Origin of the sequence: Nocardioides ginsengisoli, from assembly GCF_039537225.1 — a bacterium.
Lineage (GTDB): Bacteria > Actinomycetota > Actinomycetes > Propionibacteriales > Nocardioidaceae > Nocardioides > Nocardioides ginsengisoli.
The window spans coordinates 47,653-67,665 of record NZ_BAABAC010000032.1 but is presented as its reverse complement, the minus strand read 5'-3'; the positions used below and the strand labels follow the sequence as shown (position 1 = coordinate 67,665).

General features: G+C 71.8%; 17 protein-coding genes. 12 read left to right on the top strand and 5 right to left on the bottom strand.

Going from position 1 to position 20,013, the window contains the following annotated elements:
- The 3 genes from AB4880_RS17455 to AB4880_RS17445 all read left to right on the top strand — a co-directional run.
- The coding region (locus tag AB4880_RS17455; RefSeq protein WP_367920497.1) for an SDR family oxidoreductase at positions 1-379 on the top strand (379 nt) is incomplete at its 5' end.
- Positions 380-383: 4 nt separating this feature from the next.
- A complete protein-coding gene (locus tag AB4880_RS17450) occupies positions 384-1,553 on the top strand; it encodes an acyl-CoA dehydrogenase family protein (RefSeq protein WP_367920496.1) in 1,170 nt (389 codons plus the stop codon).
- The gene (locus AB4880_RS17445; RefSeq protein ID WP_367920495.1) at positions 1,550-2,584 is read left to right on the top strand and encodes a phosphotransferase family protein; all 1,035 of its coding nucleotides are present in this window, start codon (positions 1,550-1,552) and stop codon (positions 2,582-2,584) included. Before AB4880_RS17450 ends, AB4880_RS17445 begins: the two co-directional genes overlap by 4 nt.
- A gap of 9 nt (positions 2,585-2,593) precedes the next feature.
- On the opposite strand, the gene AB4880_RS17440 is transcribed toward AB4880_RS17445, so the two are convergent.
- The 4 genes from AB4880_RS17440 to AB4880_RS17425 are packed head-to-tail and all read right to left on the bottom strand — an operon-like array spanning position 2,594 to position 6,655.
- On the bottom strand, positions 2,594-2,854 hold the full coding sequence (locus AB4880_RS17440; RefSeq protein WP_367920494.1) for an HPr family phosphocarrier protein: 261 nt from the start codon (positions 2,852-2,854) through the stop codon (positions 2,594-2,596).
- 11 nt (positions 2,855-2,865) lie between these two features.
- Positions 2,866-4,917 (bottom strand): PTS fructose transporter subunit IIABC, encoded by a 2,052-nt coding sequence (locus AB4880_RS17435; protein ID WP_367920493.1) that lies wholly within the window; start codon positions 4,915-4,917, stop codon positions 2,866-2,868.
- Positions 4,905-5,891: a 1-phosphofructokinase family hexose kinase gene (locus tag AB4880_RS17430; protein ID WP_367920492.1), complete on the bottom strand. Its 987-nt coding sequence runs from the start codon at positions 5,889-5,891 to the stop codon at positions 4,905-4,907. Before AB4880_RS17430 ends, AB4880_RS17435 begins: the two co-directional genes overlap by 13 nt.
- Positions 5,888-6,655, bottom strand: coding sequence for a DeoR/GlpR family DNA-binding transcription regulator (locus AB4880_RS17425; RefSeq protein ID WP_367920491.1), 768 nt, complete (start codon positions 6,653-6,655; stop codon positions 5,888-5,890). Before AB4880_RS17425 ends, AB4880_RS17430 begins: the two co-directional genes overlap by 4 nt.
- Before the next feature lie 90 nt (positions 6,656-6,745).
- Here AB4880_RS17425 and ptsP point away from each other — a divergent pair, with 90 nt between their 5' ends.
- The 6 genes from ptsP (at position 6,746) to AB4880_RS17395 (ending at position 14,303) form a co-directional block, all read left to right on the top strand.
- A complete protein-coding gene (gene ptsP / locus AB4880_RS17420; RefSeq protein WP_367920490.1) occupies positions 6,746-8,443 on the top strand; it encodes a phosphoenolpyruvate--protein phosphotransferase in 1,698 nt (565 codons plus the stop codon).
- Position 8,444: 1 nt separating this feature from the next.
- Positions 8,445-9,443, top strand: a complete 999-nt coding sequence (gene gap / locus AB4880_RS17415; RefSeq protein ID WP_367920489.1) for a type I glyceraldehyde-3-phosphate dehydrogenase — start codon at positions 8,445-8,447, stop codon at positions 9,441-9,443.
- 265 nt (positions 9,444-9,708) lie between these two features.
- Positions 9,709-10,269 (top strand): hypothetical protein, encoded by a 561-nt coding sequence (locus AB4880_RS17410; protein ID WP_367920488.1) that lies wholly within the window; start codon positions 9,709-9,711, stop codon positions 10,267-10,269.
- Between the two features lie 47 nt (positions 10,270-10,316).
- Positions 10,317-12,527 (top strand): catalase/peroxidase HPI, encoded by a 2,211-nt coding sequence (katG, locus tag AB4880_RS17405; RefSeq protein ID WP_367920487.1) that lies wholly within the window; start codon positions 10,317-10,319, stop codon positions 12,525-12,527.
- An 11-nt stretch (positions 12,528-12,538) separates the two neighbouring features.
- Positions 12,539-13,927, top strand: a complete 1,389-nt coding sequence (locus AB4880_RS17400; RefSeq protein WP_367920486.1) for an FAD-binding oxidoreductase — start codon at positions 12,539-12,541, stop codon at positions 13,925-13,927.
- 52 nt (positions 13,928-13,979) lie between these two features.
- Complete coding sequence (locus AB4880_RS17395) at positions 13,980-14,303, top strand: putative quinol monooxygenase (protein ID WP_367920485.1); 324 nt, start codon at positions 13,980-13,982, stop codon at positions 14,301-14,303.
- On the opposite strand, the gene AB4880_RS17390 is transcribed toward AB4880_RS17395, so the two are convergent.
- The gene (locus AB4880_RS17390) at positions 14,296-15,993 is read right to left on the bottom strand and encodes a sigma-54-dependent Fis family transcriptional regulator (protein WP_367920484.1); all 1,698 of its coding nucleotides are present in this window, start codon (positions 15,991-15,993) and stop codon (positions 14,296-14,298) included. The two genes, AB4880_RS17395 and AB4880_RS17390, sit on opposite strands and share 8 nt — an antisense overlap.
- Before the next feature lie 110 nt (positions 15,994-16,103).
- On the opposite strand from AB4880_RS17390, the gene AB4880_RS17385 reads away from it, so the two are divergent.
- The 3 genes from AB4880_RS17385 (at position 16,104) to AB4880_RS17375 (ending at position 20,013) form a co-directional block, all read left to right on the top strand.
- Positions 16,104-17,741, top strand: a complete 1,638-nt coding sequence (locus AB4880_RS17385) for a ferritin family protein (protein ID WP_367920483.1) — start codon at positions 16,104-16,106, stop codon at positions 17,739-17,741.
- A 71-nt stretch (positions 17,742-17,812) separates the two neighbouring features.
- Positions 17,813-18,862 carry an FAD-binding oxidoreductase gene (locus tag AB4880_RS17380; protein ID WP_367920482.1) on the top strand — a complete coding sequence of 350 codons (1,050 nt, stop codon included), beginning with the start codon at positions 17,813-17,815 and terminating at the stop codon, positions 18,860-18,862.
- Between the two features lie 44 nt (positions 18,863-18,906).
- Entirely contained in the window at positions 18,907-20,013 is a 1,107-nt protein-coding gene (locus AB4880_RS17375) for an aromatic/alkene monooxygenase hydroxylase subunit beta (protein ID WP_367920481.1), read from the top strand.

The window sequence follows — 20,013 nt, the reverse complement described above, 5'->3', positions numbered from 1 at the left end:
CGTGGAGCAGAAGTACGGCAAGGTCGTGAACATCTCCTCGATCTCGGCGCTGGGCAACCGGGGTCAGGCCAACTACTCGGCGGCGAAGATGGGCATCCAGGGCTTCACCCGGACCCTGGGCATCGAGCTGGGGCCGTTCGGGATCAACGTCAACGCGGTCGCGCCGGGCTTCATCGCCACGGAGATGACCGATGCCACCGCGGCGCGGCTCAAGCTGGACGTCGACGAGTTCCGCCGGCTCAACGCCGAGGCGGTGCCGGTCAAGCGGGTGGGGCAGCCGGCCGACATCGCGGCCGCGGTCACCTTCCTGTCGAGCGACGAGGCGTCGTACATCACCGGCCAGACGCTCTACGTGGACGGCGGCGCCAGTGTCGGCTGAGGCATTGGCGGCGGCCACGCGCGAGCTGGTCCGGCGCGAGGTCATCCCGATCGAGGACGAGTACGACGGCGACGTCGAGGCCGCGGGCGGAGAGACGCTGCGGCGCGACCTCCAGGCGAAGGCGGCGGCGGCCGGGCTGCTGGCGCCGCACGGTCCGGTCGACTGCGGCGGCCGCGGTCTCGGCATGGTCGACCGGGCGCCCGTCTTCGAGGAGGCGGGGTGGGCGCTGTTCGGGCCGATGGCGCTCAACATCAACGCGCCCGACGAGGGCAACATCCACCTGCTCGACCACGTGGCGACCGCCTCGCAGCGGGAGCGGTTCCTGCGACCGCTGGTGGCGGGGGAGACGCGGTCCGCCTTCGCGATGACCGAGCCGGCGCCCGGCGCCGGCGCCGATCCGTCGATGCTGCTCACGCGGGCGACGAAGGTCGACGGCGGCTGGCTGCTCAACGGCCACAAGTGGTTCATCACCGGCGCCGACGGCGCGGGCTTCTTCATCGTGATGGCGCGGACCAGCGGTGAGCCGGGCGGCGCCGGCGGCGCCGGCGGCGCGACCATGCTCCTGGCGCCGGCCGATGCTCCCGGCCTCGAGGTGGTGCGCCACATCGGGACGGTCGACCGGTCGATGCTCGGCGGTCACTGCGAGATGCGGTTCACCGACGTCTTCGTGCCCGACGACGACGTCCTCGGTGGCGTCGACGAGGGCTTCCGCTACGCCCAGGTGCGGCTCGGGCCGGCCCGGATGACGCACGTGATGCGCTGGACCGGCGCCGCCCGCCGCGCCCACGAGGTCGCGGTGCGGCACGTCGCCGGCCGCGAGGCCTTCGGCGGCCGGCTCGCCGACCTCGGCATGATGCAGCAGATGATCGCGGACAACGAGATCGACCTCGCTGCGACCCGGGCCCTGCTGCTGGCAGCCTGTCGCGAGCTCGACGACGGCGGCCGCGCGTCGGAGTCGACGTCGATCGCGAAGACCTTCGCGGCCGAGGCGCTGCACCGGGTCGTCGACCGGGCCACCCAGATGTGCGGCGGGCTCGGAGTCTCCCGTGACCTTCCGGTGGCGCGGATCGCCCGGGAGATCCGGCCGTTCCGCATCTACGACGGCCCGTCCGAGGTGCACCGCTGGTCGATCGCCCGGCGTGCGGTCCGCCGGCTGGCGGGAGACGCCCGATGAGCGACCTGACCACCGCCGAGCTGGCGGCCGTCGCCGAGCGGATGGGCGAGGCCGGCGTCGAGCTCGCCGGCCCGCTGGACGCCGTACTGATCGCGGGTGGGCGGTCCAACCTCACCTATGCGATCACCGACGGCGTGCGCCGCTGGGTGCTCCGCACCCCGCCCCGCGCCGGACGCACGGCGTCGGCCCACGACGTCGCCCGCGAGCACCGGGTCGCGGCCGCGCTGATGGCGACCGACGTGCCGATCGCCGACGCCGTCCTGCTCGACGAGAGCGACGACCTGCTCGGCGTGCCGTTCACCGTCAGCGGCTTCGTCGACGGGGTGGCGGTCCGCACGCAGGCCGACCTGGCGTCGTACGACGACGCGCGGCTCGCCGTCGTGGTCGACAGCCTGGTCGAGACCCTCGCCGCCCTGCACCGGGTCGACCACGTCAAGGTCGGCCTGGAGACCTTCGGCCGGCCCGACGGCTATGCGGGCCGTCAGCTGCGGCGCTGGTCGGGCCAGTGGGAGACGGTGGGGGAGGAGCGCCTCGACCCGCTCGCCCGCGCGGTCGTCGCGGGCCTCACCGCCGCCGTACCGGAGCAGCGGACGGCCTCGATCGTGCACGGCGACTACCGGATCGACAACACCCTCCTCGGTCGCTCCGGCACGCCGGGCGCCGACCGGGTCGCCGCGGTCGTCGACTGGGAGCTCTCGACCATCGGCGACCCGATCGCCGACGTCGCGATGATGTGCGCCTACCGGCACGAGCCCTTCGACCTCGTCATGGGTGCCCCCAGCGCCTGGACCAGCCCGCGTCTCCCGACGCCGGACGGCCTCGCGCAGCGCTACGAGGCCGTCGGCGGGATCACGCTCGAGCACTGGGGCTTCCACCAGGCGCTCGCCTGCTTCAAGGTCGCGGTCATCGCCGCCGGCATCGAGCACCGCCGCTCGGCGGGATCGGGCTCGGGCGCCGGGTTCGACACGGCGGGCGCCGCGGTCGAGCCCTATCTGGAGCTGGCGTCCCGGCACCTGGGGCGGGCCGGCTGAGGCAGCCGCTCAGTCGGCGTCGAGGTCCTGCTCGACGAGCCCGGCGATCTTGGCGACGTCCGCCTCGACCTCGCCGGAGATCTCGACCTGGTCGCCGTTGCCGGCGCCGAGCGTCATGATCAGCAGCGCCGAGCTGGCGTCGACGGCCTCGACGCCGGGGACGCCGATGAGCACCTCCGAGTCGAGGTCGGCCGCCGCGTCGGCGATGATCTGGGCGGGGCGGGCGTGGAGGCCGACGGCGGAGCCGACGGTGACGGTGACGGTGTGCATGGAGCTTCCTCTCAGACGCTGGCGGTGGTCGGAACGGGCGTCGCGGCGGCCGATCGGCCGAGCGACTTCAAGACGATGACGGTGGCGGCCGCCACCAGCACGCCGGCGGCCAGGGCGACGGCGAAGCCGAGGATGCCGTCGACGGCGAAGAGCACGAAGATCCCGCCGTGCGGCGCGCGGAGGCTGACGCCGAAGGCCTCGGACAGGCCGCCGGTCACACCGCTGCCGAGGACGATCGCGGGGATGACGCGCAGCGGGTCGGCCGCGGCGAACGGGATCGCCCCTTCGGTGATGAACGAGGCGCCCAGTGCCCAGGCGGCCTTGCCGTTCTCGCGCTCGGGCGTCGTGAACAGCCGGGGCCGCACCGCGGTGGCCAGTGCCAGGGCCAGGGGCGGGACCATGCCGCCGAGCATCACGGCGGCCATGATCTTCAGCTGCGGGGCGTCGGTGGCCGCGCCGGCGGCGGACAGGCCGGCGGTCGCGAAGCTGTAGGCGACCTTGTTGAGCGGGCCGCCCATGTCGAAGGCCATCATCATGCCGAGGAGGACGCCGAGGATGATCGCGGAGCCGCCGCTCATGTTGGCCAGGCCGTGGTTCATCGCGTCCATCAGCGAGCGGAGGGGCTGGGCCAGGATGGCCAGCATCACGAAGCCGGTCGTCAGCGTCGCCACCAGGGGGATCACGAGCACCGGCATCAGGCCGCGTGCCCAGACCGGAACGGGACGGCCGGCGACCCAGCGGGCGACCAGGCCGGCGAGCACGCCGCCGACGATGCCGCCGAGGAAGCCGGCGCCGACGACCAGCGAGATCGCGCCCATCACGAACCCGGGCGCGATGCCCGGGCGGTCGGCGATGGCGTAGGCGATGTAGCCCGCGAGCGCCGGCACGAGGAAGCCGAACGCGGCGCCGCCGAGGACCATGAGCAGCGCGCCGAGATAGGTCAGGAGTGGGCTGCGGACGAGCTCGGCGCTGCCCAGGTCGTAGGCGTGGGGATCGGGCAGGCTGAACAGGGAGTTGTTGAGCACGATGTGCTGCGCGGTGTTGACCGACTCGCCGTGGTACGTCGAGCCGAGCGCGATCTCGTAGCCGCCCAGCAGGAACGCCAGCGCGATGAGCAGGCCGCCCGCGGCGACGAACGGGATCATGTAGGACACACCGGTCATCAGCACGCGTCGTACGTCACCGCCGCGGCTGCCGCTGGACGTCGGCGCGGCGTCGGCGGATCCGGCGCCGCGCTCGACCCGAGCGGCCGCCGGGTCGGCGGCGGCCCGCAGCGCCTCCGCGATCACCGCGTCGCCGTCGTCGATCGGGCGCTTCACCCCGGTGGACACCACCGGCTTGCCTGCGAACCGGGCGCGATCGCGCACCCCCACGTCGGCGGAGAAGATCACCGCGTCGGCGGCGTCGATCGTGGCCTGCGGCAGCGGCTTGCCGCCGGCCGAGCCCTGGGGCTCGACGGCGATCTCGACCCCGGCACGGGCCGCGGCCGCCTCGAGCGCCTCGGCGGCCATGTAGGTGTGGGCGATGCCGGTCGGGCAGGAGGTGACGGCCACCAGGCGGCGTACGGTGGCGGGGGCCGGCGCGGCGACCGGCTGCTCCGGCGTGTCGGCCGGCGGCGCGACGACGTCTCGCACGATCGCCACGACCTCGTCGGGGCCGGCGGCGGCGCGCAGCGCGTCGGTGAAGGCGGGCTTGACCAGCGAACGGGCGAGCTTGGCGAGGATCTGCAGGTGGGCGTTGCCCGCACCGTCGGGTGCGGCGATCAGGAAGACCAGGTCCGCGGGGCCGTCCTTCGCGCCGAAGTCGACGGCCGGCGCGAGCCGGGCGAAGACGAGCGTCGGCTCGGTGACGGCGGCCGAGCGGCAGTGCGGGATGGCGATGCCGTCCTTCATGCCGGTCGCCGACTTCGCCTCCCGCGCCCGCAGGTCGGCGCGGAGCTGCTCGACGTCGTCGGCGCGCCCGGCCTCGGTGACGAGCGAGGCGAGGGCGGCGATCACGTCGTCCTTGTCGCGCCCGAGGTCGGCGTCGAGGGCGACCAGGCTCGTGGTCATCAGTTCTGCCATGACGGCTCTCCTTCGGAGGCGGTGGTGCTCGAGGAAAGGTCGAGCGGGAGGACCCGGATCTCGTTGACCCGGACGTCGGAGGGGGACGGAACGGTGGTGCCCGGGAGCGCGGCGGCCGCAGTGCCGTAGGCGACCGCGGAGGCGAGCCGCTCGGGTGCGGTCGCGCCGCGCAGGTCGGCGGCGAGGTAGCCGAACAGGCTGCTGTCGCCGGCGCCGACGGTGCTGACGACCTGGACGGGTGGGGGCGCGGCGTGCCACGCCCCCTCGCCGTCGACGAGGACGGCGCCGGCGGCGCCGAGGGTCGCCAGGACGGCGCCGGCGCCGCGCTCGACCAGGCTGCGCGCGGCGGCCGCGACCAGCCCCGGGTCGCGCTCCAGCGAGGCGGGCGATGCCCCGACCAGGGCGGCGAGCTCGTCGGAGTTGGGCTTCAGCAGGGACGGCGCGGTGGCGGGTGCGAGGCCGGCGACGACGGCCGACAGCGCCGCGTCGCTGGTGTCGACCGCGACCCGCCGGCCGCGCTCGCGCAGCCGGGCGGCGAGGACGGCGTACCAGTCGTCGGGCGCGCCGGGCGGGAGTGACCCGGCCAGGACGAACCAGTCGCCGGCCTGCTCGAGCACGCGCTCGGTCAGCGCGGACAGGACGTCGGCGGAGAGGGTGGCGCCGGCGGCGTTGAGCTTGGTGGTCGTGCCGTCCGGCTCGGTGAGGGTGAGGTTGACGCGCATCGGCCCCGGCGACGGGACGGCGGCGCACGCGATGCCGAGGGCCTCCAGCTCGCGCACGAACGGCCCGTCGTCGGCGAGGAGCACCGCGCGGGTCGTCAGCCCGGCCGCGACGCAGGCGCGCGAGATGTTGATGCCCTTGCCGCCGGGCTGGTCGACGGCGTCGGCGACGCGCTGCACGCCCCCGCGCGCGAGGGGCCCGCCGAGGGCGACGGTGCGGTCGATGCTCGGGTTGGGGGTGACGGTGACGATCACGCGACCACCACCTCGACGCCGGCGCCCTCGAGGTCCTGGCGCGCGTCGCGCCCGACGGCGGCGTCGGTCACGACGGTCGTGACCTCGGCCAGCTCGGCGAAGCGCACGGTCGACTCGACGCCGATCTTGGAGGAGTCGACCAGCGCGACCACCCGCTGCGCCGCGGCGACGAAGGCCCGCTTGGTGGCCGCCTCCTCGCTGTCGGGGGTGGACAGGCCGTGGCGCAGGGACACCCCGTTGGCGCCGAGGTAGGCGACGTCGACCCGCAGGGCGCCGACCGCGGCGACGGTGGCCGCGCCGACCGCCGCCTGGGTTTCGGGGCGGACGCGTCCGGGGAGCAGGTGCAGCTCGACCGCCGGGTTCCCGGCCAGCCGGGCGGCGATCGAGACCGCGTGGGTGTAGACGACCAGGTGGCGGTGGGTGGGCAGCGCGTCGGCGAACCGGGCCGTCGTCGACCCCGCGTCGAGCAGGATGGACGCCCCCTCGGGCGGCAGCTGGGCGGCGGCGGCACGGGCGATCCCCGCCTTCGCCTCGGTGTTGGCCGAGTCGCGCTCGCTCAGGGCGAGCTCGAGGGTGGTCAGCGCCGCGCCGGGGACCGCGCCGCCGTGGACGCGCCGGACCAGGCCCAGGCCTTCGAGCGCGGTGAGGTCGCGCCGTGCGGTCTCGGTCGTGACGTCGAACTGCTCGGCGATCTGGGCCACGGACAGCCGGCCCTCGGTCGCCACGCGACGGGCGATGGCCTGGTGGCGCTCTTCGGCGTACATGCAGTGTGACCGTCCTCACGAATCTGTGTTTGTGTTGTTCTATGCCCGTTTCTGTTGCATGTCAAGGGCTTCGCGGTCTAGCGTGTGACCATGGTCACCACGTTGCACGGCACTCCCGTCGTTCCCGGACTGGCCTGGGCGCCCGCCCTGGTCGTCGCCACGGGGGTGCCCGACGAGGCGGTCCGGCGCTACGGCGACGGCGGTCACGCCGACGACGCCGCGGCCCTCGCCGCCTACGACGCGGCGGTCGCGGCCGTGGCCGACGGCTTCCGCACGAAGGCCGCGGCCGCCGACGGCGCGACCGCGGGCGTGCTCACGGCGAGTGCGGGCCTGGCGACCGACCGCGGCCTGCGGGCCGCCGTCCGCAAGAACCTGCGGGCCGGCCAGCCGCTGCTGACCGCGGTCGACCACGCGGTCGAGCAGTTCGTCACCGTGTTCACCGGCATGGGCGGCCTGATGGCGGAGCGGGTCACCGACCTGCGCGACATCCGCAGCCGGATCGTCGCGCGCCTGGTCGGCGAGCCGGAGCCGGGGGTGAGCATGCCGTCGACGCCGACCGTGCTGGTCGCCTCCGACCTCGCGCCGGCCGACACGGCGGGCCTCGACCCCCGCGTGGTGATCGCCCTCGTGACCGAGCGCGGCGGGCCGACCAGCCACACCGCGATCATCGCCCGCCAGCTCGCGATCCCGTGCGTGGTCGGGGCCGCCGGCGTCGTCGAGGCGGCGGCCGGGCGTCGGCTCCTGGTCGACGGCGCGACCGGTGCGATCGAGCTCGACCCCGAGCAGGTGGACGCCGCGCGGCGGGTCGCCCTCGACGCCGAGGAGCGCGCTGCCCTGGGTGCCTGGGAGGGCCCGGGCCGGACGGCGGACGGCCGCCCGGTGTCCCTGCTCGCGAACGTGGCGGATCCGGCCTCGGCCGCCGCGGCGGCCGCGGGGCCGGTGCAGGGCGTCGGCCTGTTCCGCACCGAGCTCGGCTTCCTCGACCGCGCGAGCGAGCCGAGCGTGGCGGAGCAGGCGGACATCTATGCCGACGTCCTGGCCCCCTTCGCCGCGGGCGAGCGGCATGTCGTCGTCCGCACGCTCGACGCGGGCTCCGACAAGCCGATCGCGTTCGCGACCCACCCCGACGAGGACAACCCGGCGCTCGGTGTGCGCGGCCTGCGGCTGTCGTTCATCGACCACGGCCTGCTCGAGCGCCAGCTCGACGCGATCGCCGAGGCCGCCAAGCGGACGGGCACGGACACCTGGGTGATGGCCCCCATGGTCGCGACGGTCGACGAGGCGCGCGACTTCGCGACCGCCGTCCGCGCGCGGGGGCTGCGGGCCGGCGTCATGATCGAGGTGCCGAGCGCTGCGCTGCTGGCCGACCGGATGCTCGCCGAGGTCGACTTCCTCTCCATCGGGACCAACGACCTCACGCAGTACACGATGGCCGCCGACCGGATGTGCAGCGATCTGGCCCATCTCACCGACCCGTGGCAGCCCGCCGTCCTCCAGCTGGTCGCGCTGACGGCGGCCGCGGGCCAGCGCGCCGGCAAGCCCGTCGGCGTCTGCGGGGAGGCGGCGGCCGACCCGCTGCTCGCCTGCGTCCTCGTCGGGCTCGGGGTCACCTCGTTGTCCATGGCGGTCGCCGCCGTCCGTGCCGTCGGTGCTCGCCTGGGCGCGATCACGCTCGCGCAGTGCCAGGAGATGGCGCGCGCGGCGCTCGCCGCCCCGACCCCCGCGGCCGCGCGCGACGCGGCCCGCTCTCTCGCCACAGCGCAACGACACCAGCAACCTGAGGAGTGACGTGACTGTTCGCGTAGGTATCAACGGATTCGGCCGGATCGGCCGCAACTTCTTCCGCGCCGTGTGCGCGAGCGGCGCCGACATCGAGATCGTCGGCGTCAACGACCTGACCGAGACCGCGACCCTGGCCCATCTGCTCAAGTACGACTCGATCCTCGGCCCCCTCGACGCCGAGGTCGGCTCGACCGACAGCGCGATCGTGGTCGGTGGGCAGGAGATCAAGGTCTCCGCCGAGCGCGACCCGGGCGCGCTGCGCTGGGGCGACCTCGGGGTCGACGTGGTGGTGGAGTCGACCGGCTTCTTCACCGACGGGACCTTGGCGCGTGCCCACGTCGACGCCGGGGGAGCGAGGAAGGTGATCATCTCCGCACCCGCCACCAACGAGGACGCCACCATCGTGATGGGCGTCAACCACGAGACCTACGACCCGGCCGCCCACACGGTCGTCTCGAACGCCTCCTGCACCACCAACTGCCTCGCGCCGATGGCCAAGGCGCTCAACGACGGGCTGGGCATCGTCAAGGGACTGATGACCACGGTGCACGCCTACACCGCCGACCAGAACCTGCAGGACAACATCCACAAGGACCTGCGTCGCGCCCGCGCCGCCGCCATCAACATCGTGCCGACCTCGACCGGCGCCGCGAAGGCGATCGGGCTGGTGCTGCCCGAGCTCAAGGGCCGCCTCGACGGCTACGCCCTGCGGGTGCCGACCCCGACCGGCTCGCTGACCGACCTCTCCTTCGAGGCGTCGCGCGAGACCAGCGTCGAGGAGGTCAACGCGATCGTGAAGGCGGCCGCCGACGGCCGCTATCTGAAGTACTCCACCGCGCCCATCGTCTCCTCCGACATCGTCACCGATCCGGCCTCGTGCATCTTCGACGCACCCCTCACCAAGGTGATCGGCAACCAGGTCAAGGTGGCGGGCTGGTACGACAACGAGTGGGGCTACTCCAACCGACTGGTGGATCTGATCCGGCTCGTCGGCCGGGAAGGGTGATCCGGCGCCCCGCGAAAGTGTCGAACAGGTGACCTCCTCGTCTCAGAGTGAGACTCGAGCACCGTCCTCACGGACGTTGAATGAGCCTCGACGAGATGAGGGCCGCCGCCGAAGGTGAGGGGCCGTCGCCAGCGCAACTCTGGAGGGCACCGACATGATCGACTGGGACTCGGAAGACTGGGGCGGCCACGTCCACCTCGCCGCGAACGGCTCGTGGGTCGCCGACCGACACGGCGACGAGCACGAGGACGACTGACGCGCGGCCGTGAACGCACCGCGAGAGGACTGGCAGCGCCAGGCGGCCGCCGGACTGGCCCACCTGAGCGTCGAGCTGATGCCCGCGATGGAGCTGCTCTACCTGGACGGGCTGGCGGCACACCTGCTCGGGCCCGAGGCGCCGGCGCCGCCGTACACCATCGAGCAGGGTACGACGATCGCGAGCCTGCTGCTGCGGGCCGTCAATGACGCACCGGCGGTCGGCCCGGATCTCGCGCCCGACGACGACCCTCGGGCCGCTGATCCGGGCCGCCGAGCGGTCGTCGGCGGCGCGCACCGGCTCGCCCAGCGAGGCGGGCTCGGTGCGCACCGGCTCGTGGCGCGCCTGCTGCCCGCGGCGGTGGGTGAGCTGGAGTCGCACCAGGACGCCCCGGAGGCGCAGGTGCGCTCGCTCTACTACTACGGGCTGATGGCTATCGCGTCCGGGCCCGAGAACCAGGCCAGCGCCGAGACGTCGGCGAGCGTGCTCGCCACCTTCCATGCCTGGGAGGCGCGACTCGGCAACGGCTTCATCCCCCCGTGGCGGGTACCCGCGGGGAGCGGGCCTTGACGCCCGCGCCGTCCAAGAACACTCCATCGATTCCCGAAAGGTCGAGCATGTCCGACACCCAGGCAGGCTGCCCGGTCGCGCACCACGGCAGCGAGAGCGAGAACCCCGCGCTCTCCTCGCCGACCCCGAAGACCCACCGCCCGCGGACCAACCAGGACTGGTGGCCTAACCAGCTGGACCTGTCCGTGCTGCACGCGCACGCCCCGGCGGGCAACCCGCTCGGCGCGGAGTTCAGCTACCGGGAGGAGTTCGCGAAGCTCGACGTCGAGTCGCTCAAGCGCGACATCGTCGACGTCCTGACCACCTCGCAGGACTGGTGGCCCGCCGACTTCGGTCACTACGGCGGGCTGATGATCCGCCTCAGCTGGCACGCCGCCGGCACCTACCGGATCCACGACGGACGCGGCGGCGCGGGGGACGGCGCCCAGCGCTTCGCCCCGCTCAACAGCTGGCCCGACAACGGCAACCTCGACAAGGCGCGGCGCCTGCTGTGGCCGGTCAAGCAGAAGTACGGGCAGAAGATCTCGTGGGCCGACCTGCTCGTGCTCGCCGGCAACGCGGCGCTGGAGTCGATGGGCTTCGAGACCTTCGGCTTCGGCTTCGGCCGCGAGGACGTGTGGGAGCCCGAGGAGATCAACTGGGGCACCGAGGACACCTGGCTCGGCGACGAGCGCTACAGCAGCGAGCGCGACCTGTCCGACCCGCTCGGCGCGGTCCAGATGGGCCTGATCTACGTCAACCCCGAGGGCCCCAACGGCAACCCCGACCCGCTGGCCTCGGCCCGCGACATCCGCGACACCTTCGCCCGGATGGCGATGAACGACGAGGAGACCGTCGCGCTCATCGCCGGTGGCCACACCTTCGGCAAGACCCACGGCGCCGGCGACCCCGAGCTCGTCGGTCCCGAGCCCGAGGGCGCGCCGCTCGAGGCGCAGGGCCTGGGCTGGCTGTCCTCGCACGGCACCGGCAAGGGCGCGGACACCATCACGTCCGGCCTCGAGGTCACCTGGACCGACCGGCCGACCGAGTGGAGCAACCGCTTCTTCGAGATCCTCTTCGGCTACGAGTGGAAGCTCACCGAGAGTCCTGCCGGCGCCCGGCAGTGGGTCGCCAAGGACGCCGAGCCGATCATCCCCGGGCCGGCCGCGGACTCGCCCAAGCGCCTGCCCACCATGCTGACCAGCGACCTCGCACTGCGCTTCGACCCGGCGTACGAGAAGATCTCGCGCCGGTTCCTGGAGCACCCCGACGAGTTCGCGCGGGCCTTCGCCAAGGCCTGGTACAAGCTGCTCCACCGCGACATGGGCCCCGTCTCCCGCTACCTCGGCCCCTGGGTGCCCGAGGCGCAGCTGTGGCAGGACCCGGTCCCGGCCGTCGACCACCCGCTCGTCGACGACGCCGACGTGGCGGCGCTCAAGGCCACGGTCCTCGACTCGGGCCTCGGCGTCGGCGAGCTCGTCTCGACCGCCTGGGCCTCGGCCGCGTCCTTCCGCTCGACGGACAAGCGCGGCGGCGCCAACGGCGCTCGGATCCGCCTGGCCCCGCAGAAGGACTGGGAGGTCAACCAGCCCGAGCAGCTGGCGACCGTGCTCGGCAGGCTCGAGGAGATCAAGGCCGCCTTCGACGCGCAGGGTGAGAAGAAGATCTCCCTGGCCGACCTGATCGTGCTCGCCGGCTCCGCCGCGGTCGAGAAGGCCGCCCAGGACGGCGGCTTCGACGTGACGGTGCCGTTCACCCCCGGGCGCACGGACGCGACCCAGGAGCAGACCGACGTCGAGTCGTTCGCGGTCCTCGAGCCGCGTGCCGACGGCTTCCGCAACTACGCCCGTCCCGGCGAGAAGCTGCCGCTGGAGACGCTGCTGCTCGACCGTGCGTACCTGCTCGACCTGTCGGCGCCCGAGATGACCGTCCTGCTGGGCGGCCTGCGCACCCTCGGTGCCACCGTCGGCGGTACGACGCACGGCGTGCTCACCTCGCGCCCCGGTGTGCTCTCGACGGACTTCTTCACCCACCTGCTCGCGCCCGGTGCGGTCGTGAAGGCGGCGGAGAACGAGGAGCACGTCTACGAGATCCGGGACGCCGTCACCGACGAGCTCCGCTGGACCGCCACCGCGGCCGACCTGATCTTCGGCTCGAACTCGCAGCTGCGTGCGCTCGCCGAGGTCTACGCCAGCCACGACGCCGCGGACCGGTTCGTCCGCGACTTCGTCGCCGCGTGGGTCAAGGTGATGGACGCCGACCGGTTCGACCTGCGGTAGGCAGCACGACGGTGGCTCGCTCTGCTCTCACGGCGTCTGGCGCTCGTCTGGCGTCCCTGCTGCCCGCCGACGTCGTCGTGACGGATCCGGACGTGATCGCCTTCTATGCCCGCGACAGGTCGCGGTTCACCGTCCACGGCTGGCCGGCCGCCGTACTCATGCCCCGAACGACCGACGAGGTCTCCCGGTGCATGAGGGCGGCGTCGGAGCTGGGCGTGCCCGTCGTCCCTCGGGGTGCGGGCACCGGGCTCAGCGGTGGGGCGAACGCGGCGACGGGCTCGGTCGTCCTGTCCCTGCACCGGATGAACCGGATCCTCGAGATCGATCCGGTCGACCGGATCGCGGTCGTCGAGCCCGGGGTGATCACGGCGGCTCTCCGCGACGCCGCGGCTGCGGTCGGCATGTCCTACCCGCCCGACCCGGGCAGCGTGGACATGTGCACGGTCGGCGGCAACGTGGCCACCAACGCGGGCGGCATGTGCTGTGTGAAGTACGGCGTCACGGCCGACTTCGTGATCGGCCTGGAGGTCGTCCTCGCCGACGGTCGGGTGATGCGGACCGGCAGGCGCACGGTGAAGGGGGTCGCCGGCTACGACCTGACCCACCTCCTCGTCGGGTCCGAGGGCACCCTCGGTGTCGTCACCGAGATCACGGTGCGGCTGGTCCCCGCGGCGCCGGCTCCGCACACCGTCGTGGCGTCCTTCGCACGCCTCGCCGATGCCGGCGCCGCCGTCCTGGAGATCAGGCGGGCGGGCCTGGTTCCGTCGCTGATGGAGATCCTCGACCGCACCACCCTCGGCGCGGTCGACCAGCTGGCGCAGATGCGACTCGGGGACGAGGTCGCCGCGCTGCTCCTCATCCAGGGCGACGGCGCCGATGCCGCCGACCTGGTGGCCGCCGCCGACGAGATCTGCACCCGGTCCGGTGCCGTCGACGTGGCCAGCAGCTCCGATCCGGACGAGGCGACGATGCTCCTCGAGGCCAGACGCCTGGCGCTGCCGGCGCTCGAACGACTCGGGCACTGCCTGCTGGACGACGTCGCCGTGCCGCCGTCACGGACGGTGGACCTGATCGCCGCCGTCGAGGAGATCAGCGCCCGCCTCGGCGTGGTGATCGGCGTCTTCGGGCATGCCGGCGACGGCAACATGCATCCGACCATCATCTTCGACGACGCCGACCCGCGGAGCAGGACGGCGGCGCTGGCGGCGTTCGACGCCGTGACGCAGAAGGCGCTCGATCTCGGCGGCACGATCACCGGCGAGCACGGCGTCGGCCAGCTCAAGCGCGGGTGGCTCTCCCGTGAGCTCGACCCGGCCGCCCGGGCGGTGCACGTCGCGATCAAGGCGGCGCTCGACCCCCAGGGGATCCTCAACCCGGACACCGCGATCCCGGAGCGCTGAGCGGTCTCAGATCGAGACGCGACGGCGCCCGGCGTCGTGCTTGGCTTGACCCATGATCTTCATCACCGCGAAGTTCCGAGTCCGTCCCGAGTACGCCGACCGCTGGCCCGAGATCACCCGCGAGTTCACCGACGCCACCCGCGCCGAGCCCGGCTGCCTGTGGTTCGACTGGTCGCGCAGCCTCGACGACCCCGACGAGTACGTGCTCGTCGAGGCGTTCCGCGACGCTGACGCGGGCGGCGTCCACGTCGGCTCCGCGCACTTCCAGCAGGCGTGCGCCTTCCTTCCGCAGCACCTCGTCGAGACCCCGAGGATCGTGAACTTCGAGGTCCCGGGCACGGAGTGGTCCGAGCTCGGCGAGCTGGCCGTCAGCTGACGATGCCGAACTCGCGGATCTTGCGGTAGATGGTCGCCCGCGACATGCCGAGCGACTCCGAGGCGGCGACCTTGTCGCCACCGTGGACGGCCAGCGCATCCACGATGGCGTCGCGCTCCAGCGTCTCCAGCCGGGTGAGACTGCGACGCGACGTCGCACGGCACTCCGCCGGCAGGTCCGCCACGTCGATCACTCCCGCACGCCTGGTGCGGACGATCGACGTGAGCGTCTGGTGCAGATGAGCCACGTTGTCGGACCAGGGCAGCCGCGACAGCTGGTTCAGGGCGGCCTTGGAGAGCACCAGGTCGGTAGCACCGCTCCTGTTGAGCAGCAGTCGGACCAGCGCGGGCAGATCCTCGAGATGGTGGCGCAGCGGAGGCACGGACACCGTGCGGGGGAAGAAGTGCAGCAGGTGCAGTCCGAGACGAGAGTCCGCCTGCCCCTCCTGTCCCTCCTGCTCCTCACGGGCGGTGAGTGCCACCCACGGGTCACGGGCCAGTGAACGGTCGTGGACCTGCTGGAACAGCTCGGTGAGCCCGTCGAGCTGGTCGGGGCTCAGCAGGTGCGCGCGGCGGAGGAGCAGGTCGGAGCCGGCGTCGAGGTGGACGCCGGCCTGGTCGACGAGATCGCCGGGCTCGGAGGCGTCGAGCACCGCCAGCGCGCGGTGGCGGTCGGCGGCCTGGTGGGCGGCCGTGGCCAGCGCCGTCTTGCCGACGCCCGCCTCGCCCTGCAGGACCACCCACTCGGCTCGCGTCGCAATGTCCAGCACCTCCCGGCTCACGCGGCGCCAGGACGCGCTCGACCCCGCCAGCCCGGGCAACGAGGGACCCCGTGGGTCCTGGACGCGAGGAACGCGCTGCTCCTTGATCTGGATGATCCCGCCGGCGAGGACGTCGCCGGCGAAGGCCGGCTGATAGGCGAGGCGGGCCGTCATCCCGCTCGGCAGGTCCGCGAGCAGCGTGCACGCCTTGAGCCGGCCGATCGTCTCCCGGGTCTGGTCGAGGAGGGCGGCCTGGTCGTTGGCGTCGAAGTGCTGCTGCGCCAGGGAGTTCATCATGAAGGTCTGCTCGCCGACGGCGATCACCGGTCCGCCCGAGTGGCGGCATGCCGCGTAGTAGCGACCGAGCAGGGCGCCGTCGAGCTCGTTGGCCTCCTCGAGGATCCGCTCCTGGATCCGGCGCGCGGCGAGCTTGGCGAACGACAGCAGCAGCGGGTTGGTGTTCTCGGCCTTCGTGGTGATGTCGATGACCCCGAGCAGGGATCCGGTCACCGGATGGGTGATCAGGGCTCCGGCACAGGAGAAGGGGCGCAGGTTCCCGGTGTAGTGGTCGGCGCCGTTGACGAGGATCGGGGCACCCACCTCGAGGGCAGTGCCGATGCCGTTGGTGCCGACGTCCGACTCGCCGTAGCAGAACCCGGGCGCGAGGTAGACGGCGTCGAGGGCCTGGATGAGCGACCGGTCGCCTCCGCCGCGCGACAGGACGACGCCGCGGCTGTCGGTGAGGATCAGGCACACCGGCTCGTCGGCGAGCTCGGCGGACAGCGAGGTGAGGACGGGCCGGGCGGCCCGCAGCAGCAAGGAGTCGCTGTCTCCCGTGTCGACGAAGGTCGGCGACGGGTGGTCGGTGTCCACGAGTGACGCCTTCGAGCGCTCCCAGGAGACCTGGATGTAGGTACGCACATCGCTCACCAGCCCAAAGTACCGCCAGGGCGTGTGACCTGCGTCTCACATTGAGACAGGCGCTGCACCCGCTGCCGAGTTTGATCAGGCCCTGACCGGCCCTGACCAAGGAGGCAACATTGAGCAGACAGAGTCTCACCAAGGCCCACGCGAAGATCAGCGAGCTCACCTGGGAGCCCACCTTCGCCACCCCCGCCACGCGCTTCGGTACCGACTACACCTTCGAGAAGGCTCCCAAGAAGGACCCTCTCAAGCAGATCATGCGGTCCTACTTCCCCATGGAGGAGGAGAAGGACAACCGGGTCTACGGCGCCATGGACGGCGCGATCCGCGGAAACATGTTCCGCCAGGTGCAGCAGCGCTGGCTGGAGTGGCAGAAGCTCTTCCTCTCGATCATCCCGTTCCCGGAGATCTCGGCGGCCCGCGCGATGCCGATGGCCATCGACGCGGTGCCCAACCCGGAGATCCACAACGGTCTTGCGGTCCAGATGATCGACGAGGTGCGTCACTCGACGATCCAGATGAACCTCAAGAAGCTCTACATGAACAACTACATCGACCCGGCCGGGTTCGACATGACGGAGAAGGCGTTCGCGAACAACTACGCGGGCACCATCGGCCGGCAGTTCGGCGAGGGCTTCATCACCGGTGACGCCATCACCGCCGCGAACATCTACCTCACGGTCGTCGCGGAGACGGCGTTCACCAACACGCTCTTCGTGGCGATGCCCGACGAGGCGGCCGCCAACGGCGACTACCTGCTGCCGACGGTCTTCCACTCGGTGCAGTCCGACGAGTCGCGCCACATCTCCAACGGCTACAGCATCCTGCTGATGGCCCTGGCGGACGAGCGCAACCGGCCGCTGCTCGAGCGCGACATGCGCTACGCCTGGTGGAACAACCACTGCGTGGTCGACGCGGCCATCGGCACCTTCATCGAGTACGGCACGAAGGACCGCCGCAAGGACCGGGAGAGCTACGCGGAGATGTGGCGTCGGTGGATCTACGACGACTACTACCGCAGCTACCTGATTCCGCTGGAGAAGTACGGCCTCACCATCCCGCACGACCTGGTCGAAGAGGCCTGGAACCGGATCGTCAACAAGGGCTACGTCCACGAGGTCGCCCGGTTCTTCGCCACCGGCTGGCCGGTCAACTACTGGCGGATCGACGCCATGACCGACACCGACTTCGAGTGGTTCGAGCACAAGTACCCGGGCTGGTACTCGAAGTACGGCAAGTGGTGGGAGGAGTACAACCGCCTCGCGCACCCGGGCCGCAACAAGCCCATCGCATTCGAGGACGTGGGCTACCAGTACCCGCACCGCTGCTGGACCTGCATGGTGCCGGCGCTGATCCGCGAGGACATGGTCACCGACAAGGTCGACGGCCAGTGGCGGACCTACTGCTCGGAGACCTGCCACTGGACCGACGCCGTGGCCTTCCGGGGCGAGTACGAGGGCCGTGAGACCCCCAACATGGGCCGCCTCACCGGCTTCCGCGAGTGGGAGACGCTCCACCACGACAAGGACCTCGCCGACATCGTCAAGGACCTCGGCTACGTCCGCGACGACGGCAAGACCCTCATCGGCCAGCCGCACCTGGACCTCGACGACCCCAAGAAGATGTGGACCCTCGACGACGTCCGCGGCAACCGCTTCATGAGCCCCAACGTGCTGCTCAACCAGATGTCGGACGCCGAGCGCGAGGCGCACATCGCCGACTACATGGCGAACGGCACCAAGGCCGCGAGCTGACCCTCCCTGAACCGGTGGCGCCGCCCGGGGGCGGCGCCACCGGATCCTCACCCTTCACCAAGGAGAGCTCCATGGCGGACAAGCACCGCATCAGCTTCGAGCCGGTCGACATCGAGCTGGAGGTCGGCGAGGACGAGAACATCCTCGACGCCGCCTTCAGGCAGGGCATCCACCTGATGCACGGCTGCCGTGAGGGCCAGTGCTCGGCCTGCAAGTCGTACGTCCTCGACGGGGACATCCAGATGGAGCGCTACTCGACCTTCGCCTGCAACGACGCCGAGGTGGACGAGGGATACGTCCTGCTGTGCAGGTCGCACGCGTTCAGCGACTGCGTCATCGAGCTGCTGAACTTCGACGAGGACGAGCTCCTGAGCGGGGTTCCGATCCAGGACGTCCGGACGCGCATCAGCGCGATCGAGCCCGTGACCCGGGACATCGTGTCGCTGCGCCTGACCGCGATCGAGCCCGCGACGTACGACTTCAAGCCGGGGCAGTACGCCGACCTCACGATCCCGGGCACCGACGAGCACCGGTCGTTCTCGATGGCGACGACTCCGTCGTCGCCGGGCGAGGTCGAGTTCCTGATCAAGAAGTACCCGGGCGGGAAGTTCTCCGCGCTCCTCGACGACGGCCTCGCGGTCGGCGACGAGATCGAGCTGACCGGCCCCTACGGCTCCTTCACCCTGAAGGACGGGCACGCCCTGCCGGTCGTGTGCATCGGCGGCGGCGCCGGGATGGCTCCCATCCTCTCCCTGCTCCGGCACCTGAACGAGTCGGGAAGCACGCGTCCGGTGCGCTTCTACTACGGCGCCCGCACGGCGGACGACATCTTCTACGTCGACCTCATCAGGTCGCTCGGGGAGAAGCTCAGGGACTTCGAGTTCGTCGTCTGCCTCTCCGAGTCGATGCCGGACGACCCCGGCGCATGGGGCTTCGCGGCTGAGCCCGGGAACGTCACGGAGGTCGTGGCGCGCCGCGAGGACGCCCTGGCCAAGGCCGAGGTCTACCTGTGCGGACCTCCGCCCATGGTCGATGCCGCCCTGGCCTTCCTCGAGCAGCAGGGCGTCCCCGCCGACCAGGTGTTCCACGACTCGTTCACCAGCCCGATCGCCGCGGACTGAGCAGCACCCATCCATCCCCTTCACGCACAACGGAGTTGACAGACATGGCGGACATCACCGACCAGAAGGAACGCAGCTTTCCGAAGATCGAGTTCACCGACTCGGAGGCCGGAGCGCTGACGTTCCCCAGCTCGAAGAGCCGTACCTACAACTACTACAAGCCGGCGAAGCTGCGGGCGACGATGTACGAGGACGTCACTGTCGACGTCCAGCCCGACCCCGACCGTCACCTGACGCAGGGGTGGATCTACGGGTTCGGCAACGGCCCGGGCGGCTATCCGCAGGAGTGGACCCAGGCGAAGTCGTCGAACTGGCACGCCTTCCTCGACCCGAACGAGGAGTGGGAGCAGTCGATCTACCGCAACAACTCGGCGGTCGTGCACCAGGTCGAGCTCTGCCTGAAGAACGCCAAGCGGGCGGGCGTGTACGACGCGTGGAACTCCTCGTGGCTGAAGTTCATCGAGCGCAACCTCGGTGCCTGGATGCACGCGGAGAACGGCCTCGCGCTGCACGTGTTCACCGCCGTCCAGCGCTCGGGACCGACCAACATGATCAACACCGCGGTGGCCGTCAACGCGGCCCACAAGATGCGGTTCGCGCAGGATCTCGCTCTGTTCAACCTCGACCTGTCGGACGCCGACGTGGTCTTCGCGGGGGAGGCGCACCGCGAGGTGTGGCAGGAGGCGCCCGAGTGGCAGCCCACCCGGGAGGTCGTCGAGCGGCTCACGGCCGTCAGCGACTGGTGCGAGCTGCTGTTCGCCACCAATGTCGTCTTCGAGCAGCTGGTCGGCTCGCTCTTCCGCACCGAGCTGGTCATGCAGGTCGCGGCCCGCAACGGCGACTACATCACGCCCACCCTCGTGGGCACCGGCGAGCACGACTACGACCGCGACCTCGGCTACACCCGGGCGCTCTTCCAGCTCCTCGTGCAGGACGAGGAGCACGGCGCGGCCAACAAGGAGCTCTTCGCGAGCTGGCTGAGCACCTGGGTGCCGCGGTGTCTCGAGGCCGCGCGGGCGCTCCAGCCGATCTGGTCGCAGCCGGCCGAGAAGCCGGTCACCTTCGCGACCAGCCTCGACAACGCCATCGCGAAGTTCTCATCCCTGCTCGAGGACCTCGGGCTCGACATCCCCAAGGAGCTGGACAAGTGA

Excerpts from the sequence above, each read along its gene's own strand:
- AB4880_RS17445 (WP_367920495.1), top strand. The coding sequence starts at position 1,550 with ATGAGCGACCTGACCACCGCCGAGCTGGCGGCCGTCGCCGAGCGGATG.
- AB4880_RS17440 (WP_367920494.1), bottom strand. The coding sequence starts at position 2,854 with ATGCACACCGTCACCGTCACCGTCGGCTCCGCCGTCGGCCTCCACGCC.
- AB4880_RS17435 (WP_367920493.1), bottom strand. The coding sequence starts at position 4,917 with ATGGCAGAACTGATGACCACGAGCCTGGTCGCCCTCGACGCCGACCTC.
- AB4880_RS17425 (WP_367920491.1), bottom strand. The coding sequence starts at position 6,655 with ATGTACGCCGAAGAGCGCCACCAGGCCATCGCCCGTCGCGTGGCGACC.
- ptsP (WP_367920490.1), top strand. The coding sequence starts at position 6,746 with ATGGTCACCACGTTGCACGGCACTCCCGTCGTTCCCGGACTGGCCTGG.
- katG (WP_367920487.1), top strand. The coding sequence starts at position 10,317 with ATGTCCGACACCCAGGCAGGCTGCCCGGTCGCGCACCACGGCAGCGAG.
- AB4880_RS17395 (WP_367920485.1), top strand. The coding sequence starts at position 13,980 with ATGATCTTCATCACCGCGAAGTTCCGAGTCCGTCCCGAGTACGCCGAC.
- AB4880_RS17380 (WP_367920482.1), top strand. The coding sequence starts at position 17,813 with ATGGCGGACAAGCACCGCATCAGCTTCGAGCCGGTCGACATCGAGCTG.
- AB4880_RS17375 (WP_367920481.1), top strand. The coding sequence starts at position 18,907 with ATGGCGGACATCACCGACCAGAAGGAACGCAGCTTTCCGAAGATCGAG.